17 protein-coding genes and 1 tRNA gene are annotated in these 19,577 nt (G+C 55.3%); 10 read left to right on the top strand and 8 right to left on the bottom strand.

All coding sequences use genetic code 11. The features are described from left to right. The first annotated feature begins 32 nt into the window (after positions 1-32). The 3 genes from ACFFLD_RS04555 to ACFFLD_RS04545 all read left to right on the top strand — a co-directional run bounded on the left by ACFFLD_RS04555 (position 33) and on the right by ACFFLD_RS04545 (position 3,850). Positions 33-1,085, top strand: coding sequence for a FecCD family ABC transporter permease (locus ACFFLD_RS04555; RefSeq protein ID WP_386037218.1), 1,053 nt, complete (start codon positions 33-35; stop codon positions 1,083-1,085). Continuing rightward, positions 1,082-1,891, top strand: coding sequence for an ABC transporter ATP-binding protein (locus ACFFLD_RS04550; protein ID WP_386037215.1), 810 nt, complete (start codon positions 1,082-1,084; stop codon positions 1,889-1,891). Before ACFFLD_RS04555 ends, ACFFLD_RS04550 begins: the two co-directional genes overlap by 4 nt. Before the next feature lie 150 nt (positions 1,892-2,041). Continuing rightward, the gene (locus ACFFLD_RS04545) at positions 2,042-3,850 is read left to right on the top strand and encodes an ABC transporter ATP-binding protein (RefSeq protein WP_386037212.1); all 1,809 of its coding nucleotides are present in this window, start codon (positions 2,042-2,044) and stop codon (positions 3,848-3,850) included. Between the two features lie 46 nt (positions 3,851-3,896). Here ACFFLD_RS04545 and ACFFLD_RS04540 read toward each other — a convergent pair whose 3' ends face one another. Beyond that, on the bottom strand, positions 3,897-4,487 hold the full coding sequence (locus ACFFLD_RS04540; protein ID WP_386037209.1) for a hypothetical protein: 591 nt from the start codon (positions 4,485-4,487) through the stop codon (positions 3,897-3,899). Between the two features lie 112 nt (positions 4,488-4,599). On the opposite strand from ACFFLD_RS04540, the gene ACFFLD_RS04535 reads away from it, so the two are divergent. The 5 genes from ACFFLD_RS04535 to ACFFLD_RS04515 all read left to right on the top strand — a co-directional run bounded on the left by ACFFLD_RS04535 (position 4,600) and on the right by ACFFLD_RS04515 (position 10,019). Beyond that, positions 4,600-4,676 (top strand) — tRNA-Ile (locus tag ACFFLD_RS04535). Positions 4,677-5,317: 641 nt separating this feature from the next. Continuing rightward, entirely contained in the window at positions 5,318-6,448 is a 1,131-nt protein-coding gene (locus tag ACFFLD_RS04530; RefSeq protein WP_386037206.1) for a PQQ-dependent sugar dehydrogenase, read from the top strand. Between the two features lie 454 nt (positions 6,449-6,902). Continuing rightward, positions 6,903-8,984 (top strand): TonB-dependent siderophore receptor, encoded by a 2,082-nt coding sequence (locus ACFFLD_RS04525; RefSeq protein WP_386037203.1) that lies wholly within the window; start codon positions 6,903-6,905, stop codon positions 8,982-8,984. A gap of 367 nt (positions 8,985-9,351) precedes the next feature. Beyond that, positions 9,352-9,600 carry a FitA-like ribbon-helix-helix domain-containing protein gene (locus ACFFLD_RS04520; protein WP_386037200.1) on the top strand — a complete coding sequence of 83 codons (249 nt, stop codon included), beginning with the start codon at positions 9,352-9,354 and terminating at the stop codon, positions 9,598-9,600. Further along, positions 9,597-10,019: a type II toxin-antitoxin system VapC family toxin gene (locus ACFFLD_RS04515; RefSeq protein ID WP_386037197.1), complete on the top strand. Its 423-nt coding sequence runs from the start codon at positions 9,597-9,599 to the stop codon at positions 10,017-10,019. The genes ACFFLD_RS04520 and ACFFLD_RS04515 overlap by 4 nt, the downstream gene beginning before the upstream one ends. A 22-nt stretch (positions 10,020-10,041) precedes the next feature. Here the strand turns inward: ACFFLD_RS04515 and ACFFLD_RS04510 are convergent, their stop codons facing one another. After that, complete coding sequence (locus ACFFLD_RS04510) at positions 10,042-10,875, bottom strand: ABC transporter ATP-binding protein (RefSeq protein WP_386037194.1); 834 nt, start codon at positions 10,873-10,875, stop codon at positions 10,042-10,044. 234 nt (positions 10,876-11,109) lie between these two features. Between ACFFLD_RS04510 and ACFFLD_RS04505 the strand changes: the two genes are divergently transcribed. Continuing rightward, positions 11,110-13,245 (top strand): TonB-dependent receptor, encoded by a 2,136-nt coding sequence (locus ACFFLD_RS04505; RefSeq protein ID WP_386037191.1) that lies wholly within the window; start codon positions 11,110-11,112, stop codon positions 13,243-13,245. Between the two features lie 76 nt (positions 13,246-13,321). On the opposite strand, the gene ACFFLD_RS04500 is transcribed toward ACFFLD_RS04505, so the two are convergent. From ACFFLD_RS04500 to ACFFLD_RS04475, 6 genes are all read right to left on the bottom strand, one after another. Next, positions 13,322-14,359 carry a FecCD family ABC transporter permease gene (locus ACFFLD_RS04500; RefSeq protein ID WP_386037188.1) on the bottom strand — a complete coding sequence of 346 codons (1,038 nt, stop codon included), beginning with the start codon at positions 14,357-14,359 and terminating at the stop codon, positions 13,322-13,324. Further along, on the bottom strand, positions 14,356-15,360 hold the full coding sequence (locus ACFFLD_RS04495) for a FecCD family ABC transporter permease (protein WP_386037185.1): 1,005 nt from the start codon (positions 15,358-15,360) through the stop codon (positions 14,356-14,358). Before ACFFLD_RS04495 ends, ACFFLD_RS04500 begins: the two co-directional genes overlap by 4 nt. Continuing rightward, on the bottom strand, positions 15,354-16,298 hold the full coding sequence (locus tag ACFFLD_RS04490) for an ABC transporter substrate-binding protein (protein WP_386037182.1): 945 nt from the start codon (positions 16,296-16,298) through the stop codon (positions 15,354-15,356). Before ACFFLD_RS04490 ends, ACFFLD_RS04495 begins: the two co-directional genes overlap by 7 nt. A 108-nt stretch (positions 16,299-16,406) precedes the next feature. Next, positions 16,407-16,742 (bottom strand): AzlD domain-containing protein, encoded by a 336-nt coding sequence (locus ACFFLD_RS04485; protein WP_386037179.1) that lies wholly within the window; start codon positions 16,740-16,742, stop codon positions 16,407-16,409. Continuing rightward, positions 16,739-17,467, bottom strand: coding sequence for an AzlC family ABC transporter permease (locus tag ACFFLD_RS04480; RefSeq protein ID WP_386037176.1), 729 nt, complete (start codon positions 17,465-17,467; stop codon positions 16,739-16,741). The genes ACFFLD_RS04485 and ACFFLD_RS04480 overlap by 4 nt, the downstream gene beginning before the upstream one ends. Further along, on the bottom strand, positions 17,464-17,994 hold the full coding sequence (locus ACFFLD_RS04475; RefSeq protein ID WP_386037173.1) for a helix-turn-helix domain-containing protein: 531 nt from the start codon (positions 17,992-17,994) through the stop codon (positions 17,464-17,466). The genes ACFFLD_RS04480 and ACFFLD_RS04475 overlap by 4 nt, the downstream gene beginning before the upstream one ends. A 219-nt stretch (positions 17,995-18,213) precedes the next feature. Here ACFFLD_RS04475 and ACFFLD_RS04470 point away from each other — a divergent pair, with 219 nt between their 5' ends. After that, a complete protein-coding gene (locus ACFFLD_RS04470) occupies positions 18,214-19,518 on the top strand; it encodes an MFS transporter (RefSeq protein ID WP_386037170.1) in 1,305 nt (434 codons plus the stop codon). Positions 19,519-19,577 lie beyond the last annotated feature (59 nt).

The following is a 19,577-nucleotide window of genomic DNA, read 5'->3' as shown; positions in this document are numbered from 1 at the left end:
CGCCCTCTATGGGGATGTCCACGGAGGATGACATGGCGATAAAACCACCCAGTGGTTACTGGCGGTGGAGCGAACCTAGCCATAAGGGTAGAAATATTCTGATCGAGCGCCGTGCCGTGTGGGTCAATAGCGGGCTTGTATTAGCGCTGGTTCTGGCAGTAATCGCCTATCTTTGCCTAGGTAGCTTGACGCTTGATCCTCGTGACGTGATCAGCGCATTACTTGGGCAGGGCGATATGATGACCATGTTCATGGTGCAGGAGTTGCGTCTGCCGCGCCTGATGGCGGCCTGCCTGACCGGCGGCGCGTTCGCCCTGGCCGGTATCCTCATGCAGACGTTGGCGCGTAATCGCCTGGCCACCCCGGGCATTATCGGTATTGATAACGGTGCCACCGCATTTGCTGTCGCGTCGGTAGTGGGGATGAGCGTGTCCTTGGCACCCTCTGCCATGGCCCTAACCGGTGCGGTAACTGCCGCCGTGCTGACCTTTGGGCTGGCCGCCGGTAGCGGCACGCAGGGATATCGCTTTATCGTCGCGGGTATTGGTGTGGGCGCCGTGTTCGGGGCTATCACTCAATTACTGCTCGCGCGGGTGCCCATCGACACAGCCAATGCAGCCTATCCCTGGACAGTGGGGTCGCTCAACGCTCGCTCCGGTGGCTCGGTTCAGCTATTGGCCATTGGCCTAGTGCTAGGTTTTGTGGCGGCGCTGGCGCTGGCCCGCTCGTTAACCATCCTTCGCTTTTCGGAAGCCACGGCCAGTGGGCTGGGTGTCAATACTAAGCTGCGCCGCATTCAGATACTGTTGCTGTCAGTCGTCTTGACGGCGTTAGCGGTAGCCGTTGCCGGGCCTGTGGGAATGGTGGGGCTTATTGGACCGGAAATTGCTCGGTCACTTTCCACAACCCGGCATGTGCCTATCGTTGCTGCCACACTGGCAGGCGCCCTGATCATGGTGCTGGCCGACTTGGCCGGGCGCACGTTGCTGGCACCGATTGAGCTACCGGTAGGCATTGTGACCGCGATTATTGGCGGCCCCTGGCTTTTATGGATTTTGATGCGGCCGCAACGGAGTCACGCATGAATGATTTTCGAACCCCACCAAGCCTTGCAACGCAAGCGCTTTGCATGGGCTACGGGACGCGACGGGTTATCGACGACCTGGATGTCAGCCTGCCTGGTGCCAAAGTAACGGCGATCGTGGGGCCAAACGGGTGTGGTAAATCGACTCTGCTTTCAGGGCTTGCTCGATTGCACAAGCCCGAGGGCGGCAGCGTAGTGCTAAACGGCGAAGACATTCAGCGCCTGCCTTCCCGTCAGCTCGCCACTCAACTGGCATTGCTGCCCCAGGAGGCGATGGCCCCTGAGGGACTCACCGTGACCGAGCTTATTCGGTTTGGTCGTCAGCCCCACCAGGGGTGGCTGCGTCAGTGGTCAGCGGAGGATCAGCGCGTCGTTCAACATGCCCTCATAGCCGCGGGACTTGAATCACTGGCCGACCGGCCAATCGATTCGCTGTCGGGAGGGCAACGCCAGCGTGCCTGGATCGCCATGACGATTGCTCAGCAAACACCGCTACTGTTGCTTGATGAGCCTACCTCGGCCTTGGACCTTGGCCATCAAATCGAAGTGTTTGAGTTGGTGCGCCACTTGGCCGGGCATGGGCGAACAGTGGTGATGGTGCTGCACGATTTGGCCAGCGCTTGCCGCTATGCCGACCATCTAATTGCCATGTGCGATGGCAAGATCGTTGATCAGGGCCCACCGGCGGAGGTGGTGACACCCCAGCTGGTGCGCAAGCTCTACCAGGTAGACTGCACGCTGCTTACCGACCCGGATACCGGCAGCCCGCTACTCGCTAATGTGCGTCGCTCCGCCGTCGTGGCTTGATGCCGCCCTTCATCCCGTTAGTATGGGCTTGCCAGTCAGCAAGCCCTTTTGATAATCATCAGTAGACGACGCGTTACTGGTAAGGGTAGCTCGGTTACGCTATTCAACTCCTGCTTTACCACCTAACAATGCCTTTAGAAAGGAATGTTTGTGTCCTCTTCCACCCATAGCTTTCATGCCCTATTGCGACTATTGCGTTACGCCAAGGGGTACCGGCGTCGCATTATTGCCGCCACCACGTGTTCGGTTATCAACAAGCTGTTTGATATTGCGCCAGAAATTTTGATTGGTGTCGCCATTGATGTGGTGGTGAACCAGGAGCAGAGTTTTGTCGCTAGTTTGGGTTTTGAGACTCCTCAGCAGCAGATTACCATGCTGGCGGTACTGACATTCTTTATCTGGGCGGGAGAGTCACTGTTTGAATATTTGTTTCAAATCTTGTGGCGTAACTTAGCTCAGCGGCTTCAGGCGGATATGCGCCAGGACACTTACGAGCATGCCCAGCGGCTCGACATGGCGTTCTTTGAATCCAAAAGCTCTGGCCAACTCGTGGCCACCATGAATGACGATGTGAATCAGTTGGAGCGATTTCTGGATGGCGGCGCGAACTCGCTGATTCAGGTCATAGTGACCGTGGTGGTGGTAGGCGCGGTGTTTTTTGTGCTTTCTCCGCTGATTGCGCTGTTGGCGTTTACCCCCATTCCGCTGATTATTTGGGGGGCTTTCTTCTTTCAGCGCAGGGCAGGGCCGCTATACAGCGATGTGCGGGAAAAAGTGGGCGATTTGTCCAGCCGTCTTTCCAATAACCTCAACGGCATCGCCACGATTAAAAGCTTTACCAGCGAGGCGCGCGAGGCTGATCGGCTACGCGATGCCAGCGAAGCGTATGTCGATGCCAACCGACGGGCGATTAAAATTAGCTCGGCATTTATTCCAGTCATTAGAATGGCGATTCTAGCGGGCTTTCTAGCCACCTTTACCGTCGGTGGAATGATGGCGCTGAACGGTAGCTTAAACGTGGGGGCTTATGGTGTGCTGGTATTTTTGACCCAGCGTTTGCTGTGGCCATTGACCGGCCTTGCCCAGGTGATCGATTTGTTCGAGCGCGCCATGGCTAGCACTAAACGTATTCTCGACCTGTTGGAAGTGCCCATTACCGTGAAAGACGATAGTCGTACTCCCTTATCTGAACCTGTCCAAGGCGAGGTAAGTTTTGAGGGGGTAAGTTTTGCGTATCAGTCCAGTCAAGTGGGCGTTAACGGGGTAAATCTATACGTACCGGCCGGCAATACCTTAGCGCTGGTAGGGGCTACCGGCTCCGGTAAATCGACATTGATCAAGCTGCTGCTACGTTTCTATGATCCGGTAAACGGACGTGTGTTGATCGATGGACAGCCCATTACCGAGGTGAGTATGCATTCGCTTCGCCAAGCGATTGGGCTGGTCAGTCAGGACGTTTACCTTTTCGAGGGCAGCATTCGCGACAATATTGCCTACGGCAAGCCTGAGGCCAATGAAGCGGCTATCATCGATGCTGCCAAAACTGCAGAAGCGTGGAGCTTTATCGAAACGCTGCCACAAGGGGTGGATACGCCAGTGGGCGAGCGGGGTGTGCGCCTTTCCGGCGGTCAGCGGCAGCGGTTGTCGCTAGCGCGGGCATTATTGAAAGATCCGCCGATTTTGGTGCTGGATGAAGCCACCAGCGCGGTGGATAACGAAACCGAAGCGGCCATCCAGCGTTCGCTTAAACGCATTGCCCATGGCCGCACGGTCATCATGATAGCCCACCGGCTATCCACCATTGTGCATGCCGATGAAATCGTGGTGATTGAAAAGGGCCAAGTGTCCGAGCGTGGCACCCACGCATCCCTATTGGCGGCTAACGGCCATTACGCCGCCCAATGGCGTGTACAAACGGGCGAAGCCCAATCGGGAGACATAGAGGCACTGACTCCTTAGCACTAAATCCTGAGTATTGAGGCCCTTAGCAATGAGTAAGGTACCCTTAGCGATTCACTAACAGCGCATTCAGGGTGACGGGCACATGCTCGTCAATCTGTTGATAACCCAGCAACGACAGCACGGTACGCACCGTGCTGTTTGCCATCAGGGCTCTACCATCTATCGCCATGGGTTCTGCATGGGTAACGCGAACCTGATTAATGCCTTCTCGGGTAAAGCGCAACGGCACTGGCTCCTGCTGATTGACCCCGTCTGCCTGCATGCGGAACGTCAGTGTTTCCACCAGCGACTCGCCGATATCCAGTGCATCCAGCCGCTCGGGGGCCATCTGGGCGGTCAGCGTGACCAGCGTCGTATTAGCCAATAGTCCCACCCACGGGGGGAGATCGCTAAAGCGCGATAGCAGGTCGGTCTGGCTGAGTTTAAGTGGCAGGCGCAGCGTGCCATCTGGCGATATATCGCCCTGTAAATCGCGCACCTGGTGGTGATGCGTTTGAGGACTTGCGCCATCAAGCTGAGTAATGGTGGCCTGTACGCGCGACTGGCCCGGGTCGAGCTGCCAGTCAGCCTGCACCGGCAGCGTTAACAGCAAGGGAATAAGAGCAAACAAAGCTTTCACAGCGCGTCTCCGCATAAAGGACTTCCCTCAAGACCGGCAAATACCCAAAAAGTGCCATTCCTGCACGAAGATAGCTCCATAGGGGTAGCCTCGCCCCCCTACATTCGCTATTATATGCACGCTTTTCGGGCCTATAGCTCAGTTGGTTAGAGCAGGGGACTCATAATCCCTTGGTCGTAGGTTCAAGTCCTACTGGGCCCACCATTTAAATTTGGCAGTTTCCTCCCCTCCAAGCTTCATTTTTCTTCAGTTTTTAATTGAGATTTGGTTGCTGACACGCAGCAACGTTGCGATAACGCATTTATTCTCTTCTCCTTAAGCGCCTTTTGCATCCTGCGTGCTGTGTCAGCAGCTCCAGGCCAATGATGATGCTTGGGGGCCCAACTATCTTTTCATTTCTTGGACAGCCTCAATTTCCCCACCTATCCTCATGAGATATGAGTTATAAGCGTAGGCCCGCACGGACCGCTTGCTAAGGCGGAGCTGACATCCGAGAACCCCTTGCCGAGATCGAATATTGATAAGGTAAGAAGGTGTTTGTGTAGCGGCATTAAATCGTAAGGCATCTTCATTCTCTACAAGGAGAGTAGCATGGTGTATGCCCCGATGAGTCTCGGTCCCAACCTCCGCAGGATCCCCCCAATTCGATTGTTTTCTACGGCTCGGCCGTCGCCATCGTGGTCTTTTTCGCTATTGCCTCGTTCGCCGCCGGGGTGGGCAAGGGCATCGTGGCTCTCCGAGTTCGATATGCTGTTGGGCTGCCTGCACCGGAAGCTGATCCTCCCTCTGCGTAAGGCAGGGCCAGGAGACATTTGCAAAAATCACCATCATGGAGATTGCTTACCATGAAACATTACACCCACGCGACCATGGGTCTTGCGGCTACCGCCATGCTGACGTCCCCGCTTGTCTTGGCGCAGCCGGATGAATCCGTGCAGACCGAGGCTGGCGCCATTGCCATTGAAACCGTTGTAGAGGGTCTTGTGCATCCTTGGGGCATGGCTTTTCTGCCCGACGAGCGAATGCTGATTACCGAGCGCGAGGGGCGTCTGCGCATCCTTTCGAAGGACGAGAAGTTATCCGATCCGATCGAGGGGGTGCCAGATGTCTTCAACCGCGGACAGGGCGGCCTGCTTGATGTTGCGCTGCATCCGGACTTCGCCTCGAACCGTTGGGTCTATCTTTCCTTCGCCGAGCCCGGCGAGGAGGGCGCGTCCACTGCGCTCGGCCGCGGCCGCCTCGAAGAAGGCAAGCTTGAAGACTTCGAGGTGATCTTCCGTCAGGAGCCCAAGGTCGACGAAGAGAACCATTTCGGAGGGCGCATCGTCTTCAGCGGCGATGAAACGCTCTTCTTCACCTTGGGTGAGCGCTTCCTGTTCGATCCGGCCCAGGACCTGTCCAACCACTTGGGCACCATCGTTCGCCTCAACCATGACGGTTCGGCAGCCGCGGACAACCCTTTCGTTGATCAGGACGACGCCCGCGATGAGATCTGGTCCTACGGCCATCGCAACATTGAAAGTGCCGCTATCCACCCCGATACGGGCGAGCTGTGGGTCGCCGAAATGGGGCCGCTGGGCGGTGACGAGCTCAATCGTCCCCAGGCCGGTAAGAACTATGGCTGGCCCGAGGTAAGTTGGGGCAAGCACTATAGCGGTGAGGAGATTCCCGATCCTTCCGAAAACGGCGAGTATGCAAATGCGGTCATGCAGTGGACCCCCGTGATCTCGCCGTCCGGCATGATCTTCTATACTGGCGACAAGTTTGCCGATTGGCAGGGCGACATGCTGATTGGTGGGCTTACGGAGCAGGGTTTGGTGCGCATCACCCTGGATGGCGAGGAGGTAACCAATGATGAGCGCATCCCGCTAGGCGTACGAATTCGCGATGTCGAGCAAGGCCCGGAGGGATGGATCTACGTGGCGACCGACGAGCCGGACGGCAAGGTGATGCGCCTGAGAACGCTGGACGACTGAGAGCTAGGCGCTTTCGGCTTGATATGGTTAAGGCCTTGGCTGCATGGAGCAACCTCAGCATACCTGCTTGTGAACCTCCGAGAGGGGGTTGCCAAGGGAATCTACCGATAGCTGCTGTCCGTCCAGCCCCATATAGGTCAGCCGGCACAGGTGACGGGAACGAAGAAGATTTATGTCCCGCCGGGGGCGCCGTGCACTGATATCGCTTGGTTTAGGTTCAAGTCCTATTATGCCCATCATTTTCAAGTCATATCATCCGCCATGCCTCTCTTAGAAGCATATTTGGCGTTTTTTGCTTGCGTTTCTTAGCGTTTCTTTCTTAGCCCTCCTGTCGTGAAACACACCGTTCCACAAGCCTATATTGACTCATTTTGCTTATTGTGGCTGTGAATAAAAATCCGTATCATTCGCCTTATCATCCCAATGACAACCTCATACCCGTTGAGACTCTCCCATGCCCCGTCAAACCATGCTCTTTTCTGTTGCGCCGTTACCCGCTGCTATTCGTCGTTCGTTGTTTGTGTCGCTAGGCGGAATGCTAAGCGTCGCGCCGCTGGCCGCACTAGCTCAAGAAGAAACCATCAACACTGGCACCACCGTGGTGACGGCCACTGCGCTCAAGGTGGATACACCGCTGGCAGAGACTCCACGTCCGGTGTCTATTGTGAATCGTGAAGAGCTTGATGATCGTAACGTCCAGCAACTCGACGAGGCGTTCCGATATCGCTCTGGTGTGCTTTCCGGCCATTATGGATCTGACAACAATACAGATTGGTTTAAGATTCGTGGGTTTGACCAGGCCACCTATTTAGATGGCCTTCGTCTCTATCGCACCGGTTATTATCAGTGGTTACCTGAAACTTATGGTTTGGAGAGGGTCGAGGTCTTTAAGGGCCCTGCATCTATCCTTTATGGCGAGGCACCTTCTGGGGGGCTGATCAACGCAGTAAGCAAGCGTCCTACCAATGAACAAAGAGGGGAAATTGAAATACAGGCGGGCAACCGTGATCACCGGCAGTTGGGTTTTGATACATCAGGTCCAGTTACCGAGAGTGGTGATGTACGTTATCGTGTCGTTGGGTTATACAAGGAACGCGACGGGGATTTAAACGACACCGAGAACGAGCGTTATTACTTTGCGCCGAGCCTCGAGTGGGATTTATCCGACGATACACAGCTGACGTTACTTGCAAGCTTCCAGAAGGACGACGGTGTCCCGGTCAACCCTTTCAAACTCCCCTACGGTACTGTAGATAATACGCCTTTTGGTAAGGTGGACCCGCAAACTAACTATGGTGCACCCAACTACGACAAGGACGAACGTACTCAGACGTCCGTCGGCTACGAATTCAAACATCAGCTCGATGACACGTGGAAATTCGAGCAGGATTTTCGTTATAGCCATCTCGATTTGGATTTGCGTAGCACCTACATCCTCTCACGCATTGATGAGCAAACAGCTTCGCGCGGTCATCTACAACGTGATGGTGAGATCGACAGTTTTACGATTGATAATCGTATGGTAGGTAAGTGGTATACAGATCGTACTGAAAATACTTTGCTGTTCGGGGTGGACTACCAAGACCTAAGTCTCGATGATAAACAATTCGACAGTGATTTTTCTGGTTATGACACCGTCGATATCTTCGATCCGCAAGGAGATATCGTTTCTGTCCCCGACGACCAATTAGAACGCCGCCAGATCGATAAAGAGCAACTTGGCTTTTATGTACAGGATCAGTTGCGTATTGATGACCGTTGGGTGCTGCTGGGAGCTGTTCGCTACGATCAGGCAGAAACTGACAGCGCCAATCGCACTACTGGAGCAACGGAGCGGGCTGATGATAATCAGGTCTCTTGGTCCGGTGGTGTGATGTATCTGGGGAACCATGGCATTAACCCTTACCTAAGCTACACAGAGTCTTTTGAGACGCAAACCAGCGTTGACGATGGTGGAGATCTTTACGAACCATTGGAAGGTGAGCAGTGGGAGCTTGGGGTTAAGTTTGCTCCGCCTGCTTGGGATGGCTATGTAACAGCTGCAGTCTTTGACTTAGAGCAGCGCAATAGTTTAGTGACTTCAACAACGGGAAGTCGTCAGGAGCAAACTGGTACACAGACCTCCCAAGGATTTGAAGTAGAAGGTGTCAGTTATTTGACCGATCAACTCCAACTGACTGCTGCCTATACTTATACTGACGCTGAGGGCGAAAAAGGTCAGCGTAAGAGTCTAATTCCACGTCATCAAGTATCGGCCTGGCTCGACTATGACTTCCAAGGCACGATCGTGGATGGCTTGAAAGTTGGCGCTGGTATTCGTCATGTCGGCGAAAGCTCAGGCGGTCCAACTATTGAAGTGCCTAGTTATACCGTGAGCGATGCCATGGCAAGCTATGATATCAATGAAAGTTGGACGGCGCAGATCAACGTTAACAACATTACCGATGAAGAGTATGTGGCGAGTTGTGAATCTGATTTTTGGTGCTACTACGGCGAATCACGCAGCATTATCGGCAGTGTGAAATATCGCTGGTAAAGGTTTACAAGTGTTACCCCATAACGCCCGGCTTTAAGCCGGGCGTTATCGTTTTTATCAAGAAGGAAAGCGGGCGCACTTCGCTGATTAACTATAGGAGGTGCGCGTCTCAATGGCGTTTGCTGCCAGGGGGCGTGCATGGAAAAACTATCTATATCGACCCGGCGGCTGAGATGGCTATCTTGCATTTTGCGTTGCACCCTTTAGCAGGTAATACAGCCATCGATCCCATCTCGCTCCCAGCCTATCAAGCGGTGGCTGAGTATTTGTTGGAGAAGGCCCCTTAGGCCAGGGCTGCACGCCGTTCCCTCTTTTTATATGTGCTATCATTGCAGTCAATGAAGTCAATGTTAGCAATGAGGGGAGCATGAAAATGGCGACTATTACGGTGCGGAATTTAGATGATGAGCTCAAAGCGCAACTCCGCGTTCAGGCGGCGAGCCATGGGCACTCTATGGAAGAAGAGGTGCGGCTTATTCTTCGCAAGGCGCTAGTAAAACCGCAGCAGGGTGGACTGGGAAGTCGCATTCATCAGCGTTTTGCCGCTGAGAGCGGGCTGGAATTATCATTGCCAAAACGTGAGGAAAAACCAAGGGCAGCGGACTTTGAGTTGTGATTATTCTGGATACCAATATATTGTCGGAATTGATGCGCCCTGCGCCCAATATGAGCGTAGTTAATTGGCTTAATGCTGAGGAGCCTCTCGGCGTCACGATAACCGCTATTACCGTGGCCGAAATTCTTTACGGTATTGAACGTTTGCCTGATGGCAAGCGTAAGCAGCGCTTTGCACAGCTAGCCGCCGAGATGTTTGAAGAAGACTTTAACGCACGTATTTTACCTTTTGATGATGTAGCCGCTGTCTATTATGCAACTTTAGTTGCCGACAGCGAGCGTTCCGGCCGGGCAGTGCATTCTGCTGATGCTCAAATCGCCGCCATTTGTCAGCAGCACCATGCCCAGCTTGCTACCCGCAATGTGAAAGACTTCAAATATTTAGGCATCCCCATTATTGATCCATGGCGGGTCGGGTAGCGTCTCCCAATACGCAGCGTTGCTAAACAACCACATCCGATTCAGCGTTGGCTTGTTGCCGTTTCCGCGGTACACAAATCGGACTGCCGCTTTCGGGGTCGTGGAGTACATGAGCGTCCAAATCAAACACACACTTGAGATTGGTCGTGGTAAAGACGTCGCTTGGCGCGCCGCTGGTGACTATCCGTCCATCGCGCATCATCACTAGGTGGTCAGCGTAGGCGGCGGCCAGGTTTAGATCGTGGAGTACCAGTAGCAAGGTACGGCCTTTATCATGAGCCAGGCGCGAAAGCAGCTCCAGCAAATCAACCTGTACCTTCAGATCCAGAAAGGTAGTGGGCTCATCAAGCAGGATCAGATCGGTTTGCTGAGCCAGTACCATGGCGATCCAGCAGCGCTGGCGCTGGCCGCCTGAAAGCGCATCGACAGTGCGCTCGGCAAATTCTGTCACGTGGGTAAAAGCCATCGCTTCACGAATGGCATCGGCGTCTTGCTGGGCATTTTTCTGCCATAACCCCTGATGTGGGAAGCGCCCCATCCCCACTAACTGCTTTACGCTTAGTCCTTCAGGCGCTACCGGGCCTTGGGGCAAAATCCCCAAGCGTTTGGCGACCTCTCGCGTCTTGCTGCGATGGATGTCCTTGCCGTCCAAATACACATGCCCGCCAGTAGGTGTGAGTGTGCGCGCAAGGGTTTTTAGCAGCGTCGACTTGCCACTTCCATTCGGCCCCAATAGCACCGTGAGTTTGCCTTCCTCAACCGAAATGTCGACACCATCCAGCACACGTCGAGTGTCATAACCTGCGTGCAGGGCTTCGCCCGTCAAGCGAGGTGGCTGATGAGAAGGGTAGGTCATGGATGTGCTCATTGGGTGGTTAAAGCTGGTAGAACCGTAAGCCAAAATATTCTCATTTTCAACTTCGTCAGGTTCATGCTTATCCAGGCTCATTTAGATGTATTGAGCCGTTCGTTCGGATTGGTAGACCTTCTTGCTCAAAAATGCATAATACAATAATTATCATTTAGATATGCGTTAGCATTTGGCGGTAGCTTAATTAAAGGCTCATTCACACAACGCAAGGGAGCAAGTATGAAACAAACGAAAAACGCCGCTTTCTGGCCGACGATCACTTTGGCAGGATTAGTGGCGGCGACTCAGGCAAATGCCCAGCAAGAGGCAACTGAGAGTGGGGTATCCCTCAATGATTCATCACCCACCATGGTTGTTACGGCGACCCGCAGCCGCAGTAAAGAAGGACAGACACCACAGCGTATCACGGTGATTACTCGCCATCAGATCGAGCAGCAGCTCGCTATTACCGATGACCCAGGCCAGGTTTTGAGCAACTTGATTCCTTCTTATTCGCCCAGCCGCCAGAAGCTCTCCAACGCGGGGGAAACGCTGCGCGGGCGCGATGCGCTGTTCTTGATTGATGGCGTGCCTCAGTCCAATCCGCTGCGCGATAGCTCGCGCGATAGCTACACTATCGATCTCTCAATGGTTGAGCGGATTGAAGTGATACACGGGGCCAGCGCCGAGCATGGTTTAGGGGCCACCGGTGGTTTGATCAACTTCGTTACCCTCCGCGCCGAAGGTGGCGGCATCAGCCAAAGCGCGGGCATTAGCCTAACCGTCGATGACGACCTGCATTCGGAAGGCTTAGGCAACAAGCTGAACTATCGCATTAGCGGCCAGCAGGGCGACTGGGATTTTGTCGCTTCCGCTACGCGCCAAGAGCGGGGCGTGTTTTACGATGGGGGCGACCGTCGCGTGGGCATTGCTTACCCCGGTGAGCTGCAAAACTCTGAAAGCTACGATCTTTTCGGCAAGCTGGGCTACTGGATCGACGACAACCAGAATATCGAGTTCTCGCTGAACCACTTCGATTTGGAAGAGGGTAATGACTACGTACCGGTAGCCGGAGACCGCTCCGCAGGTGTTCCCACCACTGCACGCAAAGGCCGTCGTGACGGGGAGCCTGGATTCAACGAGGTGACCTCGGCGCGGCTTTCCTACTCTCATGCTGACTGGTTTGGCAACGAACTGGATGCCCAAGTGTATCGCCAGCGTTTCCGCGCACGCTTTGCCACTACGCCATTTTTCCCTTATCTGGATAGTGCAGGGGATACCCAGTATGACCAGACACGCAATGAATCTGACAAAACGGGCGCCAAATTCACTTTGAATCGTGATGGTATGCTGGACGACCGTTTGGGTGTGACGGTTGGTTTGGACTTATTGGAAGACGAAACAAGCCAGATGCTGGTGCATACCGGGCGTACCTATGTGCCGGAAAGCCGCTATCGTAATTTGGCGCCTTTCCTGCAGGGCCAGTTTAAGCTCGCGGCGCCTCTCACGCTGCATGCCGGGGTGCGTCACGAGCATGCTGAGCTTAAGGTAGATACCTTTCAAACCATCGACCGCAGCAATATTACTCAAGACAACGTTACCGTTGATGGTGGCAACCCCAGCTTCGATGAGACGCTGTATAACGTCGGCTTAACCTATCAAGCCACCGACTGGGCTCAGCTGTATGCCAACTACTCGGAAGGGTTTGGCATGCCCGATGTGGGACGGGTGCTGCGCGGTATTGGCACGGCGGGCCAGGATGTGGACACCCTGCTGCAACTTCAGCCTATCGTGACCGATAACCGGGAGATCGGCGCGCGTTTTGACTGGGATGGCTACGGGCTAGAGATCAGCTACTACGAGTCCAACTCGGATTACGGCCAGCGGCTTACCGAGCAGAATGGCTCCTGGGTAGGTAACCGCGAGAAGACCGAGATCCAGGGTGTTGAGATTACCGGCGACATGCAGGTGGCGGACAAGCACGATCTATCGCTTTCTTATGCTCACACCGAGGGCGAGTCGGATCAGGATGGCGACGGCAGTGTGGATACCAAGCTCACCGGCATCAATATTGCCCCGGATACGCTCAAACTCGGCTGGAGCGCTACCTGGAACGAGCGTGTCTCCACGCGTTTACAGGGTAGTTACTACTTTGATCGCAGCGTCGATAATCCCGCGCTTGATTTTGACGGTTACGGCCTAGTGGATGCTTCTCTGGCTTATCGCCTGCCCACCGGCAGAGTGTCAGTGGGTATCGAAAACCTCACCGATGAGGATTACCTCACTTACTACTCCCAATCCGCACGCATTAGTGATGAGTACTACTTCACTGGACGAGGCCGCACTTTTACGCTGGGGTACCAGCTGGATTTCTAGTTAGCCGTTTTCTTTTTTCATGCTCGATACTGTTTGGCGGCGCCCCGAGGGTGCCGCTTTTTTTCGTCAACAGGTTCTAGAAGCGAGCTCGCGATCTATGCAGCAAGTAAACAAAAAAGGGTGCGCCTATCCCGGCAACAAAGATGCCGGCAGGCAGGTCTTTGGGTAAGAACGCCACACGGCCTAACAGGTCGGCATAAAGTACTATCAAGGCGCCGACCAGTGCTGACGCGGGCACTAATTGTGCCATATTTCGCCCCACCAGTCTGGCCGCCAGGTGGGGCGCAATTAAGCCTACAAAGCTTAAGCCACCGGCAAACGCCACCGCGGCGCCGGCGAGTGCCACGCTGCAGGTCAGCAATATTAATCGGCTACGCAGAATCGCCACCCCCAACCCTTCGGCAACGCTATCACCCAGGGCCATGGCATCCGCATGTCGGGCGAAGGCTAGGCTGATAGGCACCGCGACGACTAACCACGGCACTAGGCCCCACACATCGTCCCATTGCGCCGCGTAAAGGCTGCCGGTCAACCACACGTAGGCGGTCATGGCGGCAGAGTCATCGCTGATGACGATCAACAGGGTGGTGCCAGCGCCCACGGCCGCCGCCAAACCAATACCCACCAGCACCATGCGCGATGGGCTAATACCGTTTTTCCAGGCCAGGCTAACCACCAGCAGTGCAGACACCAGCGCGCCCAGCATGGCCGCAACGGGCAGCCAGTGAATGCTAAGGGTGGTGCTCCATAGGGATAGGAACACCACCGCTGCCAGCGCCGCGCCGCTGGTAATGCCGATCACATCCGGGGAGGCCAGCGGGTTGCGCACGATGCTTTGCAGAATCGCCCCCGCTATTGCCAGGGCGGCGCCAACCAGTATCGCTAGCGTAATGCGGGGCAGCCGAAGCTCCCAAATGATAAAGGTAATATCGCTACTCTGCGGGGCTGCCAGTGCATTTAGCACCTGCACAGGTGGCGTGGGAAAGCTACCTAAACAGAGCGAAAGCCCGGCGCTTGCTAGCAATAAAAGACTTAGCATCAGCAGGCGACGCAGTAAGCGATGACTATCGCTTACTGCGGTGCTGTGGAGCGTTAATGTTGCGTCTGTTCTCATTGGCCAGCCATCTTGCGTCGTGCCAGATAGATAAAGAAGGGCGTGCCGATCAGCGCAGTCATCACACCGACCGGGATCTCCTGGGGGGGTATTAAAAAGCGCGAGCCAAGATCGGCCAGCAGCAGCAGACAGGCACCCAATAGTGCACAGGCCGGCAGCAGCCAGCGATGGTCGATGCCAAATATTCCCCGTGCCATGTGGGGCACAATCAGGCCGACAAAACCGATCATACCCGCCAGCGCCACGGAGCTACCCGCCAGCACAATCACAATTAAGCCGAGCAGTAGCTTGATGGTGGTGGCCTGCATGCCGAGCCCAGTGACCATGTCATCACCCAGCAATAGTGCGTTGGCGTGGCGTATCAGCAGGGTGCTGAGTAGCAGTGCTCCACCAAAAAGCGGCAGTAAGGGCGCTACCAATGAAAGATCGCGTCCCGACACTGAGCCCGCCAGCCAGTAAAGCACGCTTTCAAAACTTTGCTGATCAATCACCAACAGCCCCTGGCTGAACGACACAAACATCGCCGTTACCGCAACGCCTGCCAGCACAACCCGCAGAGGGGAGAGCTCACCGTGGCGGCCGCGACTAAGCATCACCACCAGGATGGCCGCAACGAGTGCGCCTAACAGCGCGGCCCATACGTAGTGAGCGGGGGTATGTAGCGGCAATAGTGAAACTGCGACCACCACAAAAAACATCGCGCCAGCGTTAATGCCCAAAATACCCGGCGACGCCAGCGGATTGCGCGTCAAGGTCTGCATCAGCGCGCCGGCAATCGCTAAGCTGGCGCCCACTAGAGCGGCAATTACCGCACGGGGTAAGCGCTCGGTTAAAAGAATGATGTGAGCGATGTTGGTCGGGTCGTAATGGGCGAGGGAGCCGTACAGAGAGGAGAGGGCGATCTCCGTGGTGCCTAACATCACGCTGGCGAAAAAGGCGCCCAGCGACACCAGTGCGCCGATGAAAAGGCCAATACTTTTTGCGGCAACACTGTTTAGCATGAAGTGGGAGCCCCACGGGCACTGGTGTGAGGCAGGCAAGCCCGATGCGTCGCCGCTTCGGGCTGCGTCAGCCCATAGTGGCTATACAGATCATCCAGCATGGCGTTGGCCGCCAGTATGCCGCCACCCATCATCCAACTCACTGGCTCAACTTCAAATACGCGTCCGCTTTGTACCGCTGACAGCCGTTGCCAGAGTGGGTGGGAGGCCCAGTGCTGGTAATTATCCGCTATCGCAGGGTCATCGGGCTCAAGCAGAATAAACAGGGCATCGGCATCCAGCACCGGAATGTTTTCAGTACTGGAAAGCTTCATTCCCCAGCTCTGGCTTTGCAGTGTATCGGGTTGCTCAAAACCCAGCTCATCAAGAATCGAACCCGCAAAGCCGCTGGTATAGATACGCACGTGGTCGCTTTTAAAACGCACCACGGCCACTTTTTGCGGCCACTCGCTGCCAAGCCTGGTGGCAATCTGCTGACGAAAGTCGGTGACACGATCATCCCATTGCTCAAGCAGCTCATTTGCCTGCGCTTCGCGGCCAGCAGCATTGGCCACCATGTTCAGCGTGGTCTTGAAGTTAAACACTGTCGGGGCAGATACAGTGGGGGCGATGGCCTCGAGTAGCGGCGCTATTCGCGCATGTCGAAAGTCGCTGGCAATCACGAGGTCAGGATTCAGCCAGGCAATCTTTTCCAGGTTGGGTTGAGTTTCCAGTCCTACGTGCTCAATGCCATCAAGGGGGGCACGCAGGTAGCGGTACATGGGCTTTTCCAGCCATGAATCGACGACGCCAATCGGCGTCAGTCCAAGGGCTACGGCGCTGTCGGTCGCCCCCTGGTAAAGCGTCACAATGCGTGGTGGTTCCGGGGGGCTGTTTGGCGTGTTAGCGGCTGCCATTAAGGGCAGTAGCGCCGTCAGCGTTATCAGCAACACCCTCATTAGAACCTTCTTGCGATGGGGGGATGCTTTTAACATTAATGTCACTTTACGGTTGGCTAGGAGTGCAGTACCAGGATGATGGCATGGCGTAAAAGCTAATGCAAAGCATTACCAAATGAGAGCCGCAACCTCCACTAAACCAAACACTGCCACCCCCGCGGCCACCGGCCAGCCGAGTGAGCGCACGCGTGACCACACCAACAGCGTGACGGAAAGCCCTATGGCCGTTGCCAGCCATGAGATCGCATTTGGGTTAACCGGCACAATGGAGACGCCGAGTACGGCGGCAATCATCAGCGGGCCAAGAATCCCCAGCCACTGGGGCATGTTATTAAGGCCGCTTTCGCTGTTGAGGCGGCGCTGCATCCATAGAAACGGCACTACCCTTATCAGTAATGTCCCCAAGGCAGAAATGACCACGGCTAGCCAAAGTGCGGTGCTCATTGAGTGCCCCTTCTGGACTGGAACTGAACCGTATAAAAGCATAGTGCACCGCAGGCGGCCGCCAGGGGAATCGCCACGTTGGCCCAGCCGACCAGCGTCAAGCTGAGGGCGACTATAATGGTAAGCCCCATGGCCAGTGACCAGCGTTTATCGGTAAAGCGCGGTGCTACCATGGTTAAAAACAGCGCAGGGAGTGCAAAGGGCATAATCTCACCCAGCAGCGGCCAGCGGGCGGTCATCGTCTCGCCTGCGGTGGCCCCAACCAGGGTGCCCACTACCCACACTCCCCAGGCCAATAATGAGGCGCCTAAAAACCAGCCAAACCGTTCAGCCCCGGGCAGTGGGGGTAAGCGAGTAAGCGCCAGGGCAAATACCTGATCGGTCAGGCCGTGCATCAACCAGGGCCAGTGCCGACTTCGCGGTAATAACGCCGCCAGATTAGGCCCGTATACCACATGGCGCACGTTGATCAACATGGTCATCGCGACCACGAGCCACAGCGGTGCGCCGGTGGCAATCATGCCCACAAATAGAAACTGGGAAGCACCGGCGTAAATCAGTAAAGAGATGGCGGTCGCCTCCCAAGTGGCAAAGCCTGCCTGTGTGGCGACTAGGCCAAACGAGAGGGAGACCGGTATATAGCCGCCCAGGAGTGGAATGGCTTCACGGGCGCCCTTGAGCGTTGAACGCACAAGCGGAGAGCGGGAGGGAGCAAGTGTGCTCATTGTGTTTTGCCTTGTTCACCGTAGGTGATGGTCATCATCAATGTGGCCTCAGTTGCCTGGGTGCGGTAAAGGTGTGGCTGGTCAGCAGGGAAGGTCACGCTATCGCCGGGTGCAAGTTCTGTGGTGGCGCCTTCTGGCCCTGCTTCCAGGGCGCCGCTAATCAGCGTGAGCGATTCTAGAGTGCCCGGTGCATGGGCTTCTGCATGGCGCAATGTGTGCGGCGCACAGCGCATCCAGTAGGCATCCACCTGAGGAGAATCCTTGCCTTGGTCAATTAACCGCACCTGAACACCATCTTCACCCAGCGGTACGCTGATCGGCGCTACCAGCGTGCCGAAAGGGACATTGAGCCGCACTGCCAGTCGCCAAATGGTGTCCAGCGTTGGGTTGCCATTGCCTTGCTCAAGGCGGCACAGATTGGATTTAGCTATGCCTGCCTCATTGGCCAGTCGTGACAGTGACCAGCCCCGCTCGATACGGAGTGCTTGCAGGTGCTCGCCAAGTGTATTGAGTGAGAGCTTATCCATCTCGTTATCTCGTGTTTCTTTTATAGAACGTTCTATATAAAGAACGTTAGCCTGTCAACGAATCGCTGGTAAATCCTTGCTGGCACCTTTTATGCATTAGCTTATATAGGTGAGCGTTTTGCGGTGGCTCTAAAAAGTCTGTTTGAGTGAGAGATCTGGTGCATAAATGTGATTCGTCAGTAGATGTCGTTCGTTAGATAACTGTTGCAAGGAGGCGCCATGCGGTCACTGGCAATGCTTAGACCGGTTAAATCAATTCTATACAGCGTGGCGTTACTGCTGTTGGGTAACGGCTTACTGAATACCCTGCTGACGCTGCGCGGCACAGGAGAGGGTTTTTCAAGCGCGATATTGGGCATGATCATGTCCGGCTACTTTGTTGGGTTTATCTGCGGCACCTGGGTGAGCGGGCGTTTAATTCGGCGGATGGGGCATATCCGTACCTTTGGTTTCTGTGCGTCTATTTGTGCGTCGGTCGCGCTGTTGCACCTGGTATTTATCAATCCATGGGTGTGGTTGCCATTACGCATTGTCTACGGCCTTTCTTTTATTACCTTGATTACCGTGATTGAGAGCTGGCTGAACAGCCAAGCGGCCAGCCACGAGCGCGGGCGCATTTTCGCCGTTTATATGGTGGTCAACTTGGGTGCCTTGGCGATTGCCCAACAGCTGCTACGACTCTCTTCTCCACAAGGCTTTTTGCTGTTTGTGGTGATCGCCATTTTGATTAGTTGGGCACTGCTACCGATTACCTTGACTCGCCGAGTGCAGCCTAAAATGTCCGAGCGGCCTAAAAGTAGCCTGCGTTCATTGCTTGGCTTCGCGCCGCTGGCCGTCGCCTCCGCCGCGTTGTCGGGTCTCGCCATGGGGGCTTTTTGGTCAATGACGCCGGTGTATGCCACGCAATTAGGTTTTGATATTGGCGGGGTGGGCCTGGTGATGAGCGTCGCTATTATTGGTGGGGCTCTGCTGCAGCTACCCATCGGGCGCTTTTCTGATAAGCATGATCGCCCGCGGGTGATGACCTGGGTGGTGTTAGGTGCCGCGCTTATAGCAGCATGCATGCCGTTTGCGCCCAGCCACGAGGTGTTGCTAGGGCTCTATTTTATCTGGGGAGGCTTGGCATTCTCGCTTTACCCGCTGGCCGTCGCACAACTGATTGACCAGCTTCACCCGGATGAAATTGTGTCAGGCTCTGCGGATATGTTGGTGATGCACGGCGCCGGCTGTGCCGTTGCGCCCATCGCCTCGGGGTCGCTGATGACGGCCGTCGGAAGCCATGGACTGCCGATCTATATTGCCTGCGTATTTACCTTGTTGGGGTGTTATGCCATTTACCGCCGTCGCCATGTCACGGCGCTGGTTACCCAGCCTGCGCACTTTGAACCCATGGTACAAAGTAGTGCAGGCGCGCTGGAATTGATCTTTGATGATACCCAACGTGACCTGTTCGATGACCCGAGTTTCTATGAGGAGCACGAGCGCAAGCGATTGGCTGATCTGGTCAAATTGTCAAATAGTTAACCGTCGATAACGAAGAATAATCGTAAACCGCTGGGATTCGTTTTGTGGGAACGGTCAAG

The sequence above is a fragment of the Vreelandella sulfidaeris genome (genome assembly GCF_042429665.1).
Taxonomy (GTDB): Bacteria; Pseudomonadota; Gammaproteobacteria; order Pseudomonadales; family Halomonadaceae; genus Vreelandella.
The sequence above is the reverse complement of the archived record's forward strand: the minus strand, read 5'-3'. Positions and strand labels throughout refer to the sequence as shown.